This is a genomic window from Bifidobacterium breve DSM 20213 = JCM 1192 (assembly GCF_001025175.1).
Classification (GTDB): Bacteria; Actinomycetota; Actinomycetes; order Actinomycetales; family Bifidobacteriaceae; genus Bifidobacterium; species Bifidobacterium breve.
In genome coordinates this window covers 713,465-729,936 of the sequence record NZ_AP012324.1, presented here as the reverse complement: position 1 = coordinate 729,936, position 16,472 = coordinate 713,465, and the positions used below count along the sequence as shown (strand labels likewise).

13 protein-coding genes and 1 pseudogene are annotated in these 16,472 nt (G+C 56.9%); 5 read left to right on the top strand and 9 right to left on the bottom strand.

Features of this window, described 5'->3' with window-relative positions; all coding sequences use genetic code 11:
- Positions 1 to 56: 56 nt before the first annotated feature.
- Complete coding sequence (locus BBBR_RS02975) at positions 57 to 902, top strand: patatin family protein (protein ID WP_003828717.1); 846 nt, start codon at positions 57 to 59, stop codon at positions 900 to 902.
- 61 nt (positions 903 to 963) lie between these two features.
- On the opposite strand, the gene BBBR_RS02970 is transcribed toward BBBR_RS02975, so the two are convergent.
- The 3 genes and pseudogenes from BBBR_RS02970 to BBBR_RS11245 form a co-directional block, all read right to left on the bottom strand.
- Positions 964 to 1,401 (bottom strand): DUF4143 domain-containing protein, encoded by a 438-nt coding sequence (locus BBBR_RS02970; RefSeq protein WP_016462405.1) that lies wholly within the window; start codon positions 1,399 to 1,401, stop codon positions 964 to 966.
- 357 nt (positions 1,402 to 1,758) lie between these two features.
- On the bottom strand, positions 1,759 to 2,670 hold the full coding sequence (locus BBBR_RS02965) for an SPFH domain-containing protein (protein ID WP_003828713.1): 912 nt from the start codon (positions 2,668 to 2,670) through the stop codon (positions 1,759 to 1,761).
- 159 nt (positions 2,671 to 2,829) lie between these two features.
- Positions 2,830 to 2,937: pseudogene (locus BBBR_RS11245) on the bottom strand (PLP-dependent transferase); the annotation flags it as partial.
- Positions 2,938 to 3,701: 764 nt separating this feature from the next.
- Here BBBR_RS11245 and BBBR_RS02960 point away from each other — a divergent pair.
- The gene (locus BBBR_RS02960; RefSeq protein WP_014483965.1) at positions 3,702 to 4,859 is read left to right on the top strand and encodes an ATP-binding protein; all 1,158 of its coding nucleotides are present in this window, start codon (positions 3,702 to 3,704) and stop codon (positions 4,857 to 4,859) included.
- 298 nt (positions 4,860 to 5,157) lie between these two features.
- On the opposite strand, the gene BBBR_RS02955 is transcribed toward BBBR_RS02960, so the two are convergent.
- Together BBBR_RS02955 and BBBR_RS02950 are read right to left on the bottom strand one after the other, a co-directional pair.
- Complete coding sequence (locus BBBR_RS02955) at positions 5,158 to 5,409, bottom strand: mycoredoxin (protein WP_003828708.1); 252 nt, start codon at positions 5,407 to 5,409, stop codon at positions 5,158 to 5,160.
- A 407-nt stretch (positions 5,410 to 5,816) separates the two neighbouring features.
- Positions 5,817 to 7,049 carry a trans-sulfuration enzyme family protein gene (locus BBBR_RS02950; protein ID WP_003828706.1) on the bottom strand — a complete coding sequence of 411 codons (1,233 nt, stop codon included), beginning with the start codon at positions 7,047 to 7,049 and terminating at the stop codon, positions 5,817 to 5,819.
- Between the two features lie 166 nt (positions 7,050 to 7,215).
- Between BBBR_RS02950 and BBBR_RS02945 the strand changes: the two genes are divergently transcribed.
- On the top strand, positions 7,216 to 7,866 hold the full coding sequence (locus BBBR_RS02945; protein WP_019727934.1) for an alpha/beta hydrolase: 651 nt from the start codon (positions 7,216 to 7,218) through the stop codon (positions 7,864 to 7,866).
- On the opposite strand, the gene BBBR_RS02940 is transcribed toward BBBR_RS02945, so the two are convergent.
- Positions 7,847 to 10,033, bottom strand: a complete 2,187-nt coding sequence (locus BBBR_RS02940) for a GTP-binding protein (RefSeq protein WP_003828703.1) — start codon at positions 10,031 to 10,033, stop codon at positions 7,847 to 7,849. The two genes, BBBR_RS02945 and BBBR_RS02940, sit on opposite strands and share 20 nt — an antisense overlap.
- A 207-nt stretch (positions 10,034 to 10,240) precedes the next feature.
- Between BBBR_RS02940 and BBBR_RS02935 the strand changes: the two genes are divergently transcribed.
- Both BBBR_RS02935 and BBBR_RS02930 read left to right on the top strand, forming a co-directional pair.
- Complete coding sequence (locus BBBR_RS02935; RefSeq protein ID WP_003828702.1) at positions 10,241 to 10,675, top strand: hypothetical protein; 435 nt, start codon at positions 10,241 to 10,243, stop codon at positions 10,673 to 10,675.
- 124 nt (positions 10,676 to 10,799) lie between these two features.
- On the top strand, positions 10,800 to 11,507 hold the full coding sequence (locus BBBR_RS02930) for a 3'-5' exonuclease (protein ID WP_003828701.1): 708 nt from the start codon (positions 10,800 to 10,802) through the stop codon (positions 11,505 to 11,507).
- 33 nt (positions 11,508 to 11,540) lie between these two features.
- Here the strand turns inward: BBBR_RS02930 and gmk are convergent, their stop codons facing one another.
- The 3 genes from gmk to carB are packed head-to-tail and all read right to left on the bottom strand — an operon-like array spanning position 11,541 to position 16,471.
- A complete protein-coding gene (gmk, locus tag BBBR_RS02925; protein ID WP_003828700.1) occupies positions 11,541 to 12,131 on the bottom strand; it encodes a guanylate kinase in 591 nt (196 codons plus the stop codon).
- A gap of 36 nt (positions 12,132 to 12,167) precedes the next feature.
- A complete protein-coding gene (gene pyrF, locus BBBR_RS02920) occupies positions 12,168 to 13,088 on the bottom strand; it encodes an orotidine-5'-phosphate decarboxylase (RefSeq protein ID WP_003828699.1) in 921 nt (306 codons plus the stop codon).
- On the bottom strand, positions 13,088 to 16,471 hold the full coding sequence (carB, locus tag BBBR_RS02915) for a carbamoyl-phosphate synthase large subunit (RefSeq protein ID WP_003828698.1): 3,384 nt from the start codon (positions 16,469 to 16,471) through the stop codon (positions 13,088 to 13,090). Before carB ends, pyrF begins: the two co-directional genes overlap by 1 nt.
- Between the last annotated feature and the right edge of the window lies 1 nt (position 16,472).

The window sequence follows — 16,472 nt, the reverse complement described above, 5'->3', positions numbered from 1 at the left end:
TTGTCCAAACAGCGCGCGTAAGCTCATGACTACTTGAGCAAAATAGGGGGTTTGGTATGGCAAAGACCGCAATGATTGATGTAGGCGGCGGCTTTCGTGCTATTTTCGGCTGCGGCGTGATGGATCGCATGCTCGAAGATGGCATTGATGTGGACATGTGTTACGGCGTGTCCGCGGGGGCAGCCAATATGACCTCGTTCATCGCCCGCCAGCATGGGCGCAACCACACTTTCTATACCAAGTACGCGTTCCGTAAGGAATACGCGAGCGCGGAAAGTTATTTCAAAAATCACAACTTTGCCAACCTGGACTATATCTACGGCACGCTGAGCAACCACGATGGCGAGAACCCGGTGGATTACGCGGCTTTCGAGGCTAATTCCACCGGCTTTACCGTGGTAGCGTGCAACGCCGAAGACGGTTCGACCAAGTATTTCGACAAGTCGCGTGCGCGATTCGATGACTTCGATGTCATCAAGGCCTCATCGGCTGTGCCAGTGGCATGCGAACCGTATGTAGTGGACGGTGTGCCGTATTTCGACGGCGGCATCGCCGATCCAGTCCCGGTGCAGAAGGCATTGGATGACGGCTACGACAAGGTGATTCTGATTCTCTCCCGTCTGCGCAACGAAGTGCGCAAACAGCAGAAGGATCTGGCTCCAGCCTGTATCCTCGAACGCTCTTACCCCGCCGCGGCTGAAAAGCTGCGCATGCGGTACAAGACCTATAACGACGAAATCGAGATGGCCAAACAGTATGAGGCAGAAGGCCGCGTGCTGATTCTCGCCCCGGAAGACCTCTATGGTCTCAACACCCTAAAAAAGAACTTCGAGGGTCTGGAAATGATGTACCGCAAAGGCTATGCGGCGGCCGAGGCCATCCCCGAGTTCCTCAGCAAGTAAGTTTTGCAAACTTTCTCACTGAGCAACCGTCAGCGAGAAAGTTTGCAAGGCAAGGTGGCAATTACTCATTAATCAGCATTGAAAGCATATACATTGGCAGATAGGTGATTCCTTTCTCTTGGAATACGTTGGTTTCCGCGAGTACTATCGCCCTGTCAATGGCGTAGCCGTCAGTGTTCAGCGCATTGTCAAGGGCTGCATGAGAACGGTAGTATTTGCCCGGCTTAATCTCCAGGGCCAACACATCACCGTCATCGGTCTCTATCAGGAAATCCAGCTCACCAATCCCTTTTTTCGTGAAGTAATAGAGATTGGTAAATCCATGCGCGGTGAGTTCCTGCGCCACGACATTCTCGTAGACTCCGCCCATGTTCATTGCAGCCTGACCATCCAGTATGCCCAGTGCTGACTTCTTGCCATACGAGCTGGTCAGCAATCCTACATCGGAATAGAACAGTTTCAGCAATCGACGTTCTTTACTGGCTCTCAGCGGAGCCACGGGGGCAGCAACACTAAATGCCGGCAGCGCAACATTAGCACGAGTAAGCCAAAGGAATTCATCTCCTGAGTTCTAAATAGAAGTGCAACACCTTGTCTAAGGTTGGAAGTGTTCAGTTTCTAACTTAAGAAGGTGTTGCACTTCTATTTAGAACTCAGGGTCTTTATGCACTCGTCGCAATCTATAGGTAAGTAATTCGCGCACTCGTTACAATCTGCATACAGTCAATTTTCGCACTCGTTGAAATCTAAACCGGTCGCGACGATATCAATTCATATGGAATCAGAGCTGAAACGCAGTGAAGCCCCTCGCTTGGAGGGGCTTCACTAACGATGGATGCGGTTGCAAATGGGCCGATTACTTCGTTTCGTTGGCGGTGAGCATGGCCTTGGTGACCTGTTCGTAGAGATCCTGATAGCCGCCAGGCGTGGAGGCGGGCAGCACCACGGTCTTGGCGTTACCGGACTCGGACAGCGAACGCATCACATCGAGGTACTGGTTGAACAGCACCACGTTGTTCACGTCGTTGATGTTCATACCCACGGCCTGCAGACTCTTGATCTGGTCGACGATACCGTTGGCGATTTCGCGGCGGTAGTTGGCCTGGCCCTCACCCTGCAGCCGGGTCTTCTCCGCCTCGGCGGCGGCCTGGGTCTCGATCTGGATGCGCTGGGCCTCGGCGCGCTGGCGGGTGGCTTCCTTCTCGCGCTGGGCGGCGTTGATGGAATCCATGGCGTTCTTGACCTGCGGGCTCGGATCGATGGCGGTAATCAGGGTCTTGACCACAGTGAAGCCGAACCGGCTCATCTCGTTGCCCACGGTCTTCTGCACATCGAAAGCCACGTCATCCTTGCGGGCAAAGGCATCGTCCAAAGACAGTGCAGGGATAGCGGAACGCAGCGCGTCCTCCATGTAGGAGCGCAGCTGACCGGCCGGGTCACGCAGCTCGTAGTAAGCGGTGGCCACATCGTTCGGGTTCACGCGGAACTGAGTGGAGGCCACCACGGTGACGAACACGTTGTCAAGAGTCTTGGTTTCCAGCTGCACGTTAAGCTGGTTGACACGCATGTTGGTTTTCATAGCGATACGGTCCACAAACGGAATGCGGATATGAATACCTGCGAACTGCACCTTAAGGAACTTGCCGAATCGCTCAATGATGTAGGCCTGCTGCTGCGGCACGACGAAGAGTGCGGCACTCAGCAGAACAATGAGTAGCACGATGATAATGAGCAATGCAATCAGCCGGCCAGCAAAGAATACGGCCATGATGTTTTCCCTTCATCCACGTCGAAACCACCCTCGGCCTCGACTCGTGATTTCCATCGTATCAGCGTCCAAACAAAGCGGTAGACATCGTACGCATATGTGTACAACTGTTCACTATGTGTGCATGCTGGCTTCTTATAAAAGATGTGCGGCATCCAATCAGTATGCTGCGGCGATGGCCTGATCAAGGTCTGCGATCAGGTCGTTGACATCTTCCAAACCTATGGATAGGCGAATCAGGTTGTCACTGACGCCGGCGGCTATACGCCCGTTAGCCAGCGGATCGTATCCGGCGTGGATGGCTTGTGTTTGGAAACTTTCGCTCATCAATTCTCTCCCCTACCGCCATAAATTCTATTTCCGAACTTAGCAAGCCTTGACGCGTGACACCGGCACGAAGATATTGCAATTGCTGATGTGTTCTTATAAGCATTGGCTATATACGCAAAAACAGCAATCCCATTTTCGCAAGTCCCTTTTTTTAGAGTCTTCGCCAGTTTGTGTGTGTGGAAAAACCCCGGCGTCCGTTGCCGGGGCTTTCCCACCACACAAACTGGCGAAGACTCATTTATCTCCTGCGTTTGATAACCGGTTATTATGTCGATAACGCATTAGTGATGTTCAAAAAAGAGACGGTGTCACAGCAGACACAGAACTCAGAATGAAGACAACTGCGCAAGATGGAACGAACCGTTGTCCACCTAATCGATGAAAGGGCCCAACATCTTAGAACGTCAGGCCCTTTCTGCACATAATTCGAGGTCAAAGGTAAACCTCAGCATTCAGATCCAACGAGGCGAAAGTCAGTGGCGCCGCCTAGAAGTTTGTCTCGAAGTTGACGCGATCTTTCTGCCAACAAACAGCATATCCTATTGGGATCAGCCCCGAGACAAAGGCTCCGTTGAGCAGCATCCTCATTCACACAAGCTCTATTACCTGATTATCATAAACTCTACTTCCTAATTTGCATAAATCCTACTTCTCAATTATCATAAGTTCTACTTCCTAATCTGCATACACTAGGAGATCATATGATTCCTCGATTGCTCGGCACACGAGCACAACAAATGGCCACATGGTTTCCTGTCGTGTCAGTGATGGGACCACGCCAAAGTGGCAAATCTACCTTGCTTCGGCATACTTTCCCCAGTTATGAATATCTGAACCTAGAAACAAGGAATCTCCGCATAGCTGCGCAGCGCGATCCGGTAGGATTCATCAATTCACGCCCCTCTCACCTATTCATCGATGAAGCACAATATGCACCCGACCTATTCCCCGAAATCCAAGCCGCCGCCGACGAGAGACACGAGATGGGTCAATATTTGCTTTCAGGGTCGCAGAATTTCTTACTGCTCAAGCATGTCGATGAATCTTTGGCTGGTCGAGTCGGTATTATGCAGCTGCTCCCTCTGAGCTACCGCGAAGCCATGCAGGCTAATCCTGATCTCACACCGGATATGTTTATGTTTCGAGGTGGGTATCCTCATCTTCATGAAGTGGACATGCCGGAAGCCACCTATTTCCGAAGCTATATCACCACATACATTCAGCGCGATGTTGCGGAAATTCTTGACGTCCGCAACCTACAGTCCTTCCGCACTTTCCTGAAACTCTGCGCGCAAAACGCCGGACAGCTGGTCAATATCAGTAAACTTGCCGTCGAGACTGGGGTAAGCAATAAGACCGCTAAGGAGTGGCTGTCCATTCTCACTTCCAGCTACATTATTTTTATGTTGCCACCCTACGCTTCCAACGAACGCAAGCGTCTAACCAAAACAGCGAAACTATATTTTTACGACACGGGTTTGCTGAGCTATCTTCTTGGCATCACCAGCGTCGAACAGCTCGTCCTGCACAAAAAGCGGGGTGAGGTATTCGAGAACCTCATCATCGAGGAAACCCTGAAGAAACACCTCAATGCGGACGAAGAGCCCGAACTGTATTTTTATCGGGACAGCAACCAAGTCGAAGTCGATCTGATGGATATGACCGATGTCGGCAACCCTCAGCTCATAGAGATCAAATCCGGACAAACCGCGCGTGATGATTTCTGCAAGCATCTAGTGACGGTCGGCAACGAATTAGGCATGCCGGCGGAGCAACGTAGCGTGGTGTATCGGGGAGACACCGATTTCAGCAATGCAGTTGCCTCATTCGTCTCGGCACGAACATTCCTCACACGCTAACTGTGTCATACCCTATAAGCGCAATGAGGTCCGATACCGGAAGGCATTGGACCTCATTCTCAAAAGTTGAGGTCAAAGGTAAACCTCGACGGTCAGATCCAACGAAATGAAAGTCAGTAATGCTGTCAAGAGAATCGCTCCGAAGCTAGCGTGATCTTTCCGCTAGCATACAATGTACCAACTTCCACCAGATCCAACCCGCATTGCACAAACAGCCGGAGCCCGCGTGAGCCCCGAACACTCATCCAACATTCATAAGCAGGCGAACGTGCATCCCATGTAATTCCTGGACCGAGCCCTAGTCGGTCAGCTCCCCCAACTCCTGCAGCTTGTTCTTGATATCCACTGCGGAGGGCTCCACCTGGAACGAGCCGTCACCGTACAACACAACCGGAATGTGCTGCTGGCCGCTGATGGCCACGGCACGGTCGGCAGCGCCTTCCTCTTCCTCAATGTTGTGCCAAGTGTATGCCACCCCCAGCTTGTCGAGCGTGTTCTTGGCTTGACGGCAGTCACCGCACCATGTAGCACCGTAGATATCAATGGCCATGTCGGGTCCTTTCCTCTGTTTCGCCGCGTACAGTTCTCACGCGGCCTGTTTTGCTAGATCGTGTCCATCATAACGGGAGACGTGATGGATACGCGTCTGGCATAATGCATACGCAGTCTTGTCCTGATGACGGTTTGCCACATAACACGGAAAAAACGTGGGTCCCTTCTTACATGGCACGAAATCCGCGAGTTGCAGTGAGATACCACCACGAGTCGATTTTTCTCTCTGCATCTGCGCCATAAAAGCCAAGTCCCACCGAGGAACGGAACCAAAAACCACATTCAGCTCGCATAATCCCGACAGCATCCCCGGCCCAACAAGAACAAAGGCATAAAAAAGCGGCGCCGGTGTGGCACAACCGACGCCGCTCCCCAGGAGTAGAAATAGGCAGGAAAAGTATCAGATCAGGCGAACACCCCCGAAGTCAGTTGTTGGAACACGTCAGTATCGGCATGTCGATCGATGTAACGGGCGTAGGCGGTATCGAAAGCCTGACCAAGATCCTCAATCAAATCGTTGGCGTCTTCGATGCCAACGGCAAGGCGCACCAGCTCATCGGTGATACCGATCTTCAGGCGCTCCTCACGGGGCAGCTCGAAATGCGTCATGCGACAGGGCAGCTCGGCAAGCGACTCCACAGCCCCCAACGATACCGCAAGCCGGAACAAATGCAGGTTGTTGAGCACATCCGCAGGGTCAACGCCGGGCACCACCTCGAAACTCAGCACGCCGCCGGCACCCTTGAGTCCCTTGGCGGCCAGATGCTGATCGCCGGCACCGGGCAGTCCCGGGTAATGCACCGACTTGACCAGCGGGTGCACCAGCAGGTAGCAGGCAATGGCATTGGCGTTCTCCTGCTGACGGTCCATGCGCAGGGCCAGAGTCTGAATGCCGCGGCGTACCGCGTCGCACTCAGCGGGAGCCAACACACCACCCAAACGGTTCTGCGCAAAGTACACGCGGTTCGCCAGATCCTCACCGGAAACGACCACCAGACCGGCGTTCACATCAGAATGACCGGCCAGATACTTGGTGGCGGAGTGAATCACCACATCCGCACCCAGCGCAAGCGGCTTTTGCAGGTACGGGGTCACGAACGTGTTGTCCACAATCGAAAGCGCCCCGAAACGGTGGGCCACCGTGGAGATGGCGCGTACGTCGTTCACCTTGAGCAGTGGATTGGTCAGGGTTTCAAAGTAGACGGCTTGGGCAGGCGCGATGCCGTTCGCGCGGTCGCCTTTGACGGCGGCCTCCAATGCTGCAATGTCCTGAGTGTCGACGGCCTCGACGATGATTCCCCAGCGAGTGAAGAACTCATTGAGCTGGGAATACGATCCGCCATAAATATTGTCACCGACCACGATGCGGTCACCGGGCTTGAAAATGCTCAGTACCGCATGAATCGCCGCCAGCCCCGAGGCGAACGCAAAACCACGCGTTCCCTGCTCGAGCTGAGCGATCTGCTGTTCCAGGAAGTCGCGTGTGGGATTGCCGCTGCGCGCATAGTCATAACGGGGCATCGCGTCGACCCTCTCGAAAGCATATGTCGTCGAGTTGTAGATCGGCGGGTTCACGGCTCCGGTGTTGTTGTCTCCAACCGGCAGTCCGTGGACGAGCTGAGTGTTGAACCTGGTCATTGCGCACCCCCTTTATTGTCGCGTTATCTGCGCGAGGCCACTCCCCGCGCGGCTTGGTTATGACCATAACGCAAATGGGCAGCGAATTGAACGGCGTGGCTATATGGGTTGCTTATGGATGGTTCAAACGCCCGTTCCGACACTCGCGATGGCTACACTGGGAGGCATGGAAATCACCAAGGCTTTGACCCGATTGAAGGGCCTGGAAAACGACCCGGTATTCATGCTACTGCATGGCTGGGGCTCCAATGAATACGACCTGCCCGACTTGCTGAACTACTGTGGGGCCGGTTCCGCCGACTATGCCAGTCTGCAGGCTCCCATCGCCTATGGCATGGGATACACATGGTTTGGCTCATGGGCGCATGAGGGCGTGCCGGAAGGCAAATCATTGGACGAACAGGCACTTGCCGCGGCGCAGGCTATCGATGCATGGGTCGGGGCAAACATTCCCGCAACCCGGCCGATAGTCATGATGGGCTTTTCGCAGGGCGGATTGCTGGCCACCCATATACTGCGATTCAACCCAAACCGGTACGCTGCAGCCGTATCCTGTTCAGGCTGGCTGGCGCCGGGCACCGTTGACGGAGATGCACAGCTCGCTTCGCTGCAGCCGCCGGTGTTCTATGGGCATGGCGCGATTGACGATATCTTCCCCAAAGCCGATGTTGCGGCGATGGGCACATTCTGGCGTGAGCACGGCACGCTGACCGAAGAAGTGTATCCGGGCATGGCCCATTCAATCAATATGCCTGAGATGCGTGATATCCAACGTTTTCTGGAGAAGAACGGGTTTATTAGGCCGCAGATTTGGTAGTGGCATAATCCAAGTGGGCGAATTCCGGGACTTTATACCATTTGACGGGATAGCCGGCACCGTGGGCGCAGAACACCGAATCCGGGGTGTTGTCCAGATCCGATTCGGGGTCATAGACGGCTATCTTGATGACCTGTTCCGCGTCATGGCACGGCTTATAACCGCCGAAAGTGGCGGAGAACCGGCCATGACCATGGGCGTACTGATTCACTTCCATCGCATAGTCACGCATTTCAGAAACCGGCGCTTCACCTTCAATCACTGCGTAGCCACCGTCGGTGGACGGCGAATCGAACGTGCCAGACATGCGTTGAACATCACTCATCGCCCGGCCGATCATATCGGCGGGCACTTCAAGACGGAATCGATACCACGGCTCAAGTAGTCGACAGTTGCCCTGGCCCGTGGTATCGGGGCGTTCCTCAACCGGAGAGCCGGGACGTCCGCTGACTCCGGCTCTGGCTTCCATCAGACCCTGACGAATCGCACGATAGGTGGCCTGACGGAAGTCACCGCCTTCGGTATGTTTCAGATGCGCCTTGCCTGCCACCAGTGTCATCTTGATATCGGTCAGCGGTGCACCAACTAGCACGCCGAGATGCTCACGCTCGGTCAGATGCGTAAGAATCAGACGCTGCCAGTTACGATCCAAATCGTTTTCGGACAAAGCAGATGCCACGCTGATGCCGCTTCCGGGCTTCCCCGGTTCGAGCAGAATATGCGCTTCGGCATAATGCCTGAGCGGCTCAAAATGGCCGATGCCCTCGATTGGCTCGGTGATGGTTTCACGATACAGAATCGAGCCCGGACCGAACGACACATCAAGACCGAAACGATCATGCAGGGTCTGCTGAATGATTTCCAACTGCACTGCGCCCATCAGCTGCACATGGACCTCGGCTAGCCGTTCCACCCACACCACATGCAGCAACGGATTCTCGTCCTCCAGCTCGCGCAATGCGGTGATGACCTTATGCAAAGTCAGATCATCGAATCGGGGGCGTGCCACGAATCCGCTGTCTTCCTGAGCGTCATCTGAATTGTCGGGATCCACTCCATGCTGTCCGGTATTTCGCTGAGCAGCATCTCGGCCGACGTTTTCGGCATCGCCCGATCCCGCATCTGCAGGAAGCATCGTGTATGTCAATACCGGCTGCAGCGACGGTGATTCGGCATCCGGCTCATAGCCCAATCCCTCACCTGGGAAAGTCTGCGTCAACCCTGTCACCGCACATACCGCGCCGGCTGGCACTTCGGTGACCGTATCGAATTTGGCACCGTTGTATACACGCACCTGGTCGACTTTCTCGGACCATGCCGGCTCGGCGGTCTTCCGCGTTGACGACGATACGATTTCCTTGGCCTTCAACATGCCACCGGTAACCCTCAGCCATGTCATGCGATTGTGCTGCCCGTCATGGGCCACCTTGAACACGCGCGCGGCGAACCGTTCCGGCCACTGCGTTTCGGCGGTGAAAGATTCCACTCCATCCAAGAACTCCTCGACGCCTTCCAACTTCAACGCCGAGCCGAAGTACACGGGAAACAGTTCGCGTGCGGCGATCATTGCGCGCAACCGGACTACGGACAGCCCGCCATGCTCCAGATAGTCGTTCATCGCGGTCTCATCCAATGTGGCGATATCCTCGGCAGACTCCCCTAACGGCACCTCATCGTCATCGGACAATCCATCGACTGCAGGCAACGGATACGCCGCATCACTCAGTCGTTTGCGCAGCTGGGCCAGCACGGCTTCACCGTTAAATCCGTCTACATCGCACTTGTTGACAAAGATGAACGTCGGCACACCATATCTTGCCAGCAAACGCCATAGGGTTTCCGTGTGCCCTTGCACCCCATCGGTACCGGAGACCACCAGAATTGCGTAGTCAAGCACACGCAGCACGCGTTCGGTTTCGGCCGCAAAATCCACATGCCCCGGCGTGTCCAGCAAGGTCAATCGCAGATCACCATGCTCCACCAGTGCCTGATGCGCGAAAATCGTGATGCCTCGCGCCTTTTCCAGCGAATTCGTATCCAGAAAGGCATCGCCATGGTCAACGCGGCCCAACTTGCGAATCTCACCAGTGCGATACAGCAACGCCTCGGATAGTGTGGTCTTGCCTGCATCCACATGTGCCACGATGCCTGCCACTATCCGTTTCATATGTCACCTTTCCCGACAGCCCGATTATTCGTTACCAAATATATCCGTTATTTCCCCCGATATCGGCAATCCGACGAAGGATTACCCCTAGTGCAACCAGACCGAACAATGTTAGGATCCTGCTTGGCATCTGGCTTGTTGGGGGCTTATCGTGATGCTATTCAATGGTTGAGGAACTCGTAATGAGCGACGAACATACCACTGACGATGACGCCAGCAAACGGTCAGGTACCATTCGATCAGCTGGTAAAGCCCACAGCACAACAACCTACGCCAGGTAATGCACCGCAACCCGCAGTGCCATTCCAGCCAGTGCAGCCAGGACAGCCCTATGCTCCACAGGGCCAGCCGAATCAACCGTTTCAACCCGCTTACACGGGTCAACCGGGCCAGCCAGGCGCACCGTTACGCCTTGGTTACCCCGCACAGCCCGGCTACCCCAACAACATCGAGTACGGCACCGATGCCTATAACCAGTACCACAATCTCTTGGATCAGTACTATGACATCGAATATCCGTACGATGCCTCAACGGAGCTGAACGACGCACTCACGAGTTTGGACGAAACGGCCAGCCCGTCTAAAGAGCTGAATGACCTCGACAAGTTGATACAAGACAAACTTGACGATATACAGCAGTAACCGAATCGGCTGTATCAGCTGATTTCCCGCCCCTGTACCCGGTTCGCAGATACGGGGCTTTTTCGTCAGGTTGGGCTGCCGCTACAATAAATCACCGAACATCGACCGATAGGAGGAGCATCCAGTGACCGTTCCCGGCATTACCGTTTTTGGCCAGCAGTCCCATCCCGACTGGACCGCCGGCACCCCGATTGCCGAAGACGTCACCGGATTCCCCACCGATTATGTGGCGCTTGATTTGGAGACCACCGGGTTTTATCCGAACCGTTGCGCCATCACCGAAATAGGTGCCGTACGCGTGCGCGGCGGCCGTGTCGTTGACCAGTTCCAGCAACTCATCAACCCGTTATGCCCGATTCCTCGTCAAATCACCGCGTTGACCGGCATTACCGACGCGATGGTCGCCGACCATGATCCCATTGACGGGGTGCTCCCCCAATTCATTTCCTGGCTCGCCGATTCCAACGCCGCGGCTGAGACCGAGCCCATCGTCGGTCATAATGTCAGCTTCGATCTGCGATTCCTGGACTATAACACCCGCCATATTGCGGGATGCGGATTCGCCTGCGCCGACTATGACACCATGCAAATCAGCCGTGCCCTGTTCCCCAAGCAGAGCCATCACCGGCTCGCCGACCTGATTGTACGATTCGGCATTGCCGATAACGAGGAACACCGCGCATTAAGCGATGCCATCCAAACCCAGCAGTGCTTCGAATGGATGCGGCATTATGTCAGCGAGCACCATGAATCCAGCACGATCCGATGGAAGCAGGCACCAGCCAAGAACAGCACCGAAATTCTGCACCAGCAGTTGGTGGTACAGCGGTAAGGCTCGTTCTCGGCTCCCCAAAAAAGAGAAAAACTACAAGCCGTATTCCTGGGCGATGACGTTCCACAGGTCGGCTGCGGCCTGATCGACGGTCTCGTTGACAATAGTCACATCGAATTCGCTTTCGGCGGCCAGCTCCACCTTGGCGGTTTCCAAACGGCGAGCCTGCTGTTCGGCGGTTTCAGTGCCGCGGCCAATCAGACGACACTTCAGCTCCTCGAAGCTCGGCGGTGCAATGAACACGTACACCACCTCAAGATCAAGCTCAGAGGCGCGCTGCTTGACGCGGCGGGCACCCTGCAAATCGATCTCCAGAATCGTGGGTGTACCAGCAGCCAGATGCTCTTCGACGGGCTTTAACAACGTGCCGTAATGGGCCATTCCATGCACCACTGCGGTTTCCAAGAACTCCCCCGCCTGTTCCTTGGCCAGGAACTCGTCTTCTGACAGGAACCAGTAGTTCACGCCATTGACCTCACCAGGACGCGGATCGCGCGTGGTGGCGGAAACGGACACCCACACTTCCGGGTGATCGGCGCGCAGCTTGGCCTCCACAGTGCCTTTGCCTACGGCGGTCGGCCCGGTCAGGACGATCAGACGACCAGCGTGAGTGTTCTCGGTCATGAATTCCTCCAATGTGCAGTAGCAGATTCCTGTGGGTTACTGGTTTTCGTCGCCCTCAGCGGTGGCTTCCATCAGCGCCTGGCGCACGTCGAGCGCAATCGACTCGGTGGCCTGGCTCAGCGAAGCGATATCCGGCCCGTGCGAGGCGATGAGACGGGATACGGTGACCAGCACGTTGCTGCGCGTGCCGCGGAACACGGTTTTCAGGTCCTTGGCTTCGGCACCCTGCCAGCCGTAGCCGGGAGAGAGAATAGGGCCGGTGAATTCGGAAGGGTTCACACCGGAGTCTTTCATCCACTGGCCAATGGTCGCACCGATGATAAGCCCGACCGAGCCCATACCGTCGATGTCTGCATTGTGCTGCTGCGCGTTGGACGCGATACCGAATGCCACGGTACGTCCCCGGTAATCGCCGGACTGCCGGATGGCGGTTTGCAGACTCATGCCCTCCGGGTTGGACGTCAACGAGGCGATGAACACGCCGCGTCCGTTTTCCAACGCTTCGGTAATCAATCCATTCAGTGAACGCGCGCCATAATACGGCAGCAGGGTGATGGCGTCCGCCAATAGCGGCGCACCAGGCTTGAAGTAGGCATCCGCAATGGCGGAGATGGTAGTGGAGAGCCCTCCACGCAGGCAATCCACGATAGTGATGACACCCATCTGACGGGCAGCGTAGAGCACACGCTCGAGCGCTTCAAAGCCCTTGGCTCCATAGCGCTCGAACATCGGCGTCTGGAATTTGACGGCTGCGGCCCGACCGTTGGCGGCCTGCAGCATGCGCATGGAGAACAGCTCGGCACCTTCGGCGTCGACGTTGTACCCCCAGTCGGTGAGGAGTTTGCGGTGCGGGTCTATGCCGACGCACAATGGCCCGTATTTGGCCATCGAATTGCTCAAACGCAGACCGAAATCGGAACGCTGGGCCTGCAACTCCTCATCGCTGGGTGCAACCATCAGAACTCCTGTTTCTCCAATTCGAACAGCTGCTTCGAATGCTCCTGGATGCTCATGATCTGATAATCATTATGCTTCACGGCCTCGATGGCGAGCAGTGCGGCTTGGAACTCGGTAATGGTGGTGAACTGCGGCAAATCGGCGGCGATGGCGGCGGCGCGGATGGAATAGCCATCGGAGCGGGAGCCGCGGGAGTTCGGCGTGTTGAGAATCATGTCGATCTTGCCCTCTTCGATGAGCTGAACCACATTCTTGCCCACGGATCCGGCGGCATGATGCACCTCAACCGGAGCTTCCGGATCGGTGTCCACACGGGTGCTGATCTTGTCCACGATGTTTGAGTCGATGCCGTAACGGCGCAGCACGGAAGCGGTGCCCTCAGTGGCCCAAAGCTTGAAGCCAAGCTCTTCGAGGCGTACTGCGAGCAGCGGCAGCTGTCGCTTGTCAGTGTCGTTCACGGAGATGAACACGTTGCCGTGGGTCGGCAGGCCACCGTCATAGGCGGCGAGCTGGCTCTTGGCGAAGGCGTGCGGGAAGTCACGGTCGAAGCCCATGACCTCACCGGTGGAACGCATCTCAGGTCCGAGCAGAATGTCGACGGTCTTGCCCACCGGAGTGCGGAAACGCTTGAACGGCAGCACGGATTCCTTGACCGCGACCTGCTGGCCGGGGTGGATGTCACCACCGTCGCCCTTGGGTAGCAGCAGACCGTTGGCGCGCTGGTCGGCAATGGTCTCGCCGGCCATAATGCGAGCGGCGGCCTTGGCCAGAGCCACACCGGTGGCCTTGGATGCGAACGGCACGGTACGGGAAGCACGCGGGTTGGCTTCGATGACGTACAGCGTGTTGGCCATGAAGGCGTACTGCACGTTGATCAGACCCTGCACGTGGCAGCCGGCGGCGATGGCGTAGGTGCCTTCGCGCAGACGGCGAATCTGGTCGTCGGACAGCGTAGACGGCGGCAGGGTGCAGGCGGCGTCGCCGGAATGGACGCCGGCTTCCTCGACGTGTTCCATAATGCCGCCGATGTACAGCTCCTTGCCGTCGAACAGCGCATCGACATCGATTTCGATGGCATCCTGCAGGAACTTATCGATCAGCAACGGGGAGGGCAGACGGCCAGAGACCACCGTATCGGCCTGGGCCTCGGCAAGCGCGCGATCCACGTACTTGTTGAGCTGCTTGTCGTCATAAACGATTTCCATGCCGCGGCCACCGAGAACGTAGCTCGGGCGCACCAGCACCGGATAGCCGATGCGATGTGCGGCTTCCTTGGCCTCTTCGAGGCTCAGGGCAGTGCCGTAACGCGGGGCATTCATCTCCGCCTTCTTAAGGACCTCGCCGAACAGCTCACGGTTCTCGGCCAAGTCGATGGACTCCGGGGTGGTGCCGAGAATCGGCACACCGGCGGCCTTCAGACGTGCGGCCAGCGAGAGCGGGGTCTGGCCACCGAGCTGGACGATAACGCCCTTGACCGGGCCCATCTTCTTCTCGGCCTCGTAGATCTCGAGCACGTCTTCGAAGGTGAGCGGCTCAAAGTAGAGGCGGTCGGACATGTCGTAATCGGTGGACACGGTTTCCGGGTTGCAGTTGACCATGATGGTGTCATAGTCCTTACCGAGCTCCTGCACGGCGTGCACGCACGTGTAGTCGAACTCGATGCCCTGACCGATGCGGTTCGGGCCGGAACCCAGGATGATGACCGCCTCGCGCTCACGCGGACGAAGTTCGGTCTCATCGGCGTAGCAGCTGTAGTAGTACGGCGTGGCCGCATCAAACTCTGCGGCACAGGTGTCGACGGTCTTGTAGACGGGCTTGAGGCCATAGTTCCAGCGCAATTCGCGGATGGTGTTCTCGCCTTCGTCGCCGAGGCTGCGAAGATGGGCGATCTGCACGTCGGACAGGCCGGCGAGCTTCGCCTTCTTGAGCAGCTTCGGGGTCAGAGTCTCGGCCTCGCGCACGGCCTGTGCAGTCTCGTTGATGAGCAGCAGCTGCTTCAGGAACCACGGGTCGATCTTGGTGGCCGCATACAGCTGATCCAGCGTTGCGCCACCCCAGATGGCACGCATGAGCTGCAGGTAGCGGTGTTCGGTCGGCGTATGAATGGCCTTGAGCAACTCAGCTACCTCATCTGCGGACGGCTTGTCGCCGTCCCAGTTGAAGCCCATGTGACGCTTGTCAATGGAGCGCATGGCCTTGCCGAGGGACTCCTGGAAGTTGCCGGCCAGAGCCATGGCCTCGCCCACGGACTTCATGGAGGTGGTCAGGGTGGGGTCGGCACCCGGGAACTTCTCGAATGCGAAGCGCGGCACCTTGGTGACCACGTAGTCGATGGTCGGCTCGAAGGAGGCCGGCGTGGACTGGGTGATGTCGTTGCGAATCTCGTCCAGCGTGTAGCCGAGAGCCAGCTTGGTGGCGATCTTGGCGATCGGGAAGCCGGTGGCCTTGGACGCCAGAGCGGAGGAACGGGAAACACGCGGGTTCATCTCGATGACGATGATGCGACCGGTCTTCGGATGGATGGCGAACTGGATGTTGCAGCCGCCGGTGTCCACGCCCACGCCGCGGATGATGGCGATGCCGATGTCACGCAGCTTCTGGTATTCGCGATCGGTCAGGGTGAAGCAAGGGGCCACGGTGATGGAGTCACCGGTGTGCACGCCGACCGGGTCGACGTTTTCAATCGGGCAGACGACCACGACGTTGTCGTTGCGGTCGCGCATGAGCTCGAGCTCGAATTCCTTCCAGCCTTCGATGCCCTCTTCAATCAGGACTTCGTCGGTGGGTGAGTAATGGATGCCGGCGCCGGCGATGCGGTGCAGCTCCTCTTCGTCGTGGGCGATGCCGGAGCCCAGGCCACCCATGGTGAAGCTCGGGCGTACGACCAGCGGATAGCCGAGTTCTTCGGCGATCTTGTCGCATTCCTCAAGGCTGTGCGCGATGCGGGAACGGGCGGATTCGGCACCGGCCTCGTCCACGACCTTCTTGAACAGCTCACGGTCCTCGCCGCGGTCGATGGCTTCCAGGGAGGCCCCGATCAGCTCGACATTGTACTTCTTGAGCACGCCTGCCTCGCCCAACGCCATGGCGGCATTCAGCGCGGTCTGGCCACCGAGGGTGGGCAGCAGCGCGTCGGGGCGTTCCTTGGCGATGATCTGCTCGAGGATCGGGGTGGCGATCGGCTCGATGTAGGTGGCGTCGGCCATCTCCGGGTCAGTCATGATGGTGGCCGGGTTGGAGTTGACGAGGATGACGCGGATGCCTTCCTCACGAAGGACGCGGCATGCCTGGGTGCCCGAGTAATCGAACTCAGCAGCCTGACCGATCACGATCGGGCCGGAGCCGATGACCATCACGGATTTGATGTCGGTGCGCTTCGGCATA

Coding starts and splice junctions, on each gene's coding strand:
- pyrF (WP_003828699.1), bottom strand. CDS start 13,088: ATGGTTGCACCCAGCGATGAGGAGTTGCAGGCCCAGCGTTCCGATTTC.
- BBBR_RS02965 (WP_003828713.1), bottom strand. CDS start 2,670: ATGGCCGTATTCTTTGCTGGCCGGCTGATTGCATTGCTCATTATCATC.
- gmk (WP_003828700.1), bottom strand. CDS start 12,131: ATGACCGAGAACACTCACGCTGGTCGTCTGATCGTCCTGACCGGGCCG.
- BBBR_RS02960 (WP_014483965.1), top strand. CDS start 3,702: ATGATTCCTCGATTGCTCGGCACACGAGCACAACAAATGGCCACATGG.
- BBBR_RS02975 (WP_003828717.1), top strand. CDS start 57: ATGGCAAAGACCGCAATGATTGATGTAGGCGGCGGCTTTCGTGCTATT.
- BBBR_RS02940 (WP_003828703.1), bottom strand. CDS start 10,033: ATGAAACGGATAGTGGCAGGCATCGTGGCACATGTGGATGCAGGCAAG.
- BBBR_RS02935 (WP_003828702.1), top strand. CDS start 10,241: ATGACGCCAGCAAACGGTCAGGTACCATTCGATCAGCTGGTAAAGCCC.
- BBBR_RS02955 (WP_003828708.1), bottom strand. CDS start 5,409: ATGGCCATTGATATCTACGGTGCTACATGGTGCGGTGACTGCCGTCAA.
- carB (WP_003828698.1), bottom strand. CDS start 16,471: ATGCCGAAGCGCACCGACATCAAATCCGTGATGGTCATCGGCTCCGGC.
- BBBR_RS02950 (WP_003828706.1), bottom strand. CDS start 7,049: ATGACCAGGTTCAACACTCAGCTCGTCCACGGACTGCCGGTTGGAGAC.
- BBBR_RS02945 (WP_019727934.1), top strand. CDS start 7,216: ATGGAAATCACCAAGGCTTTGACCCGATTGAAGGGCCTGGAAAACGAC.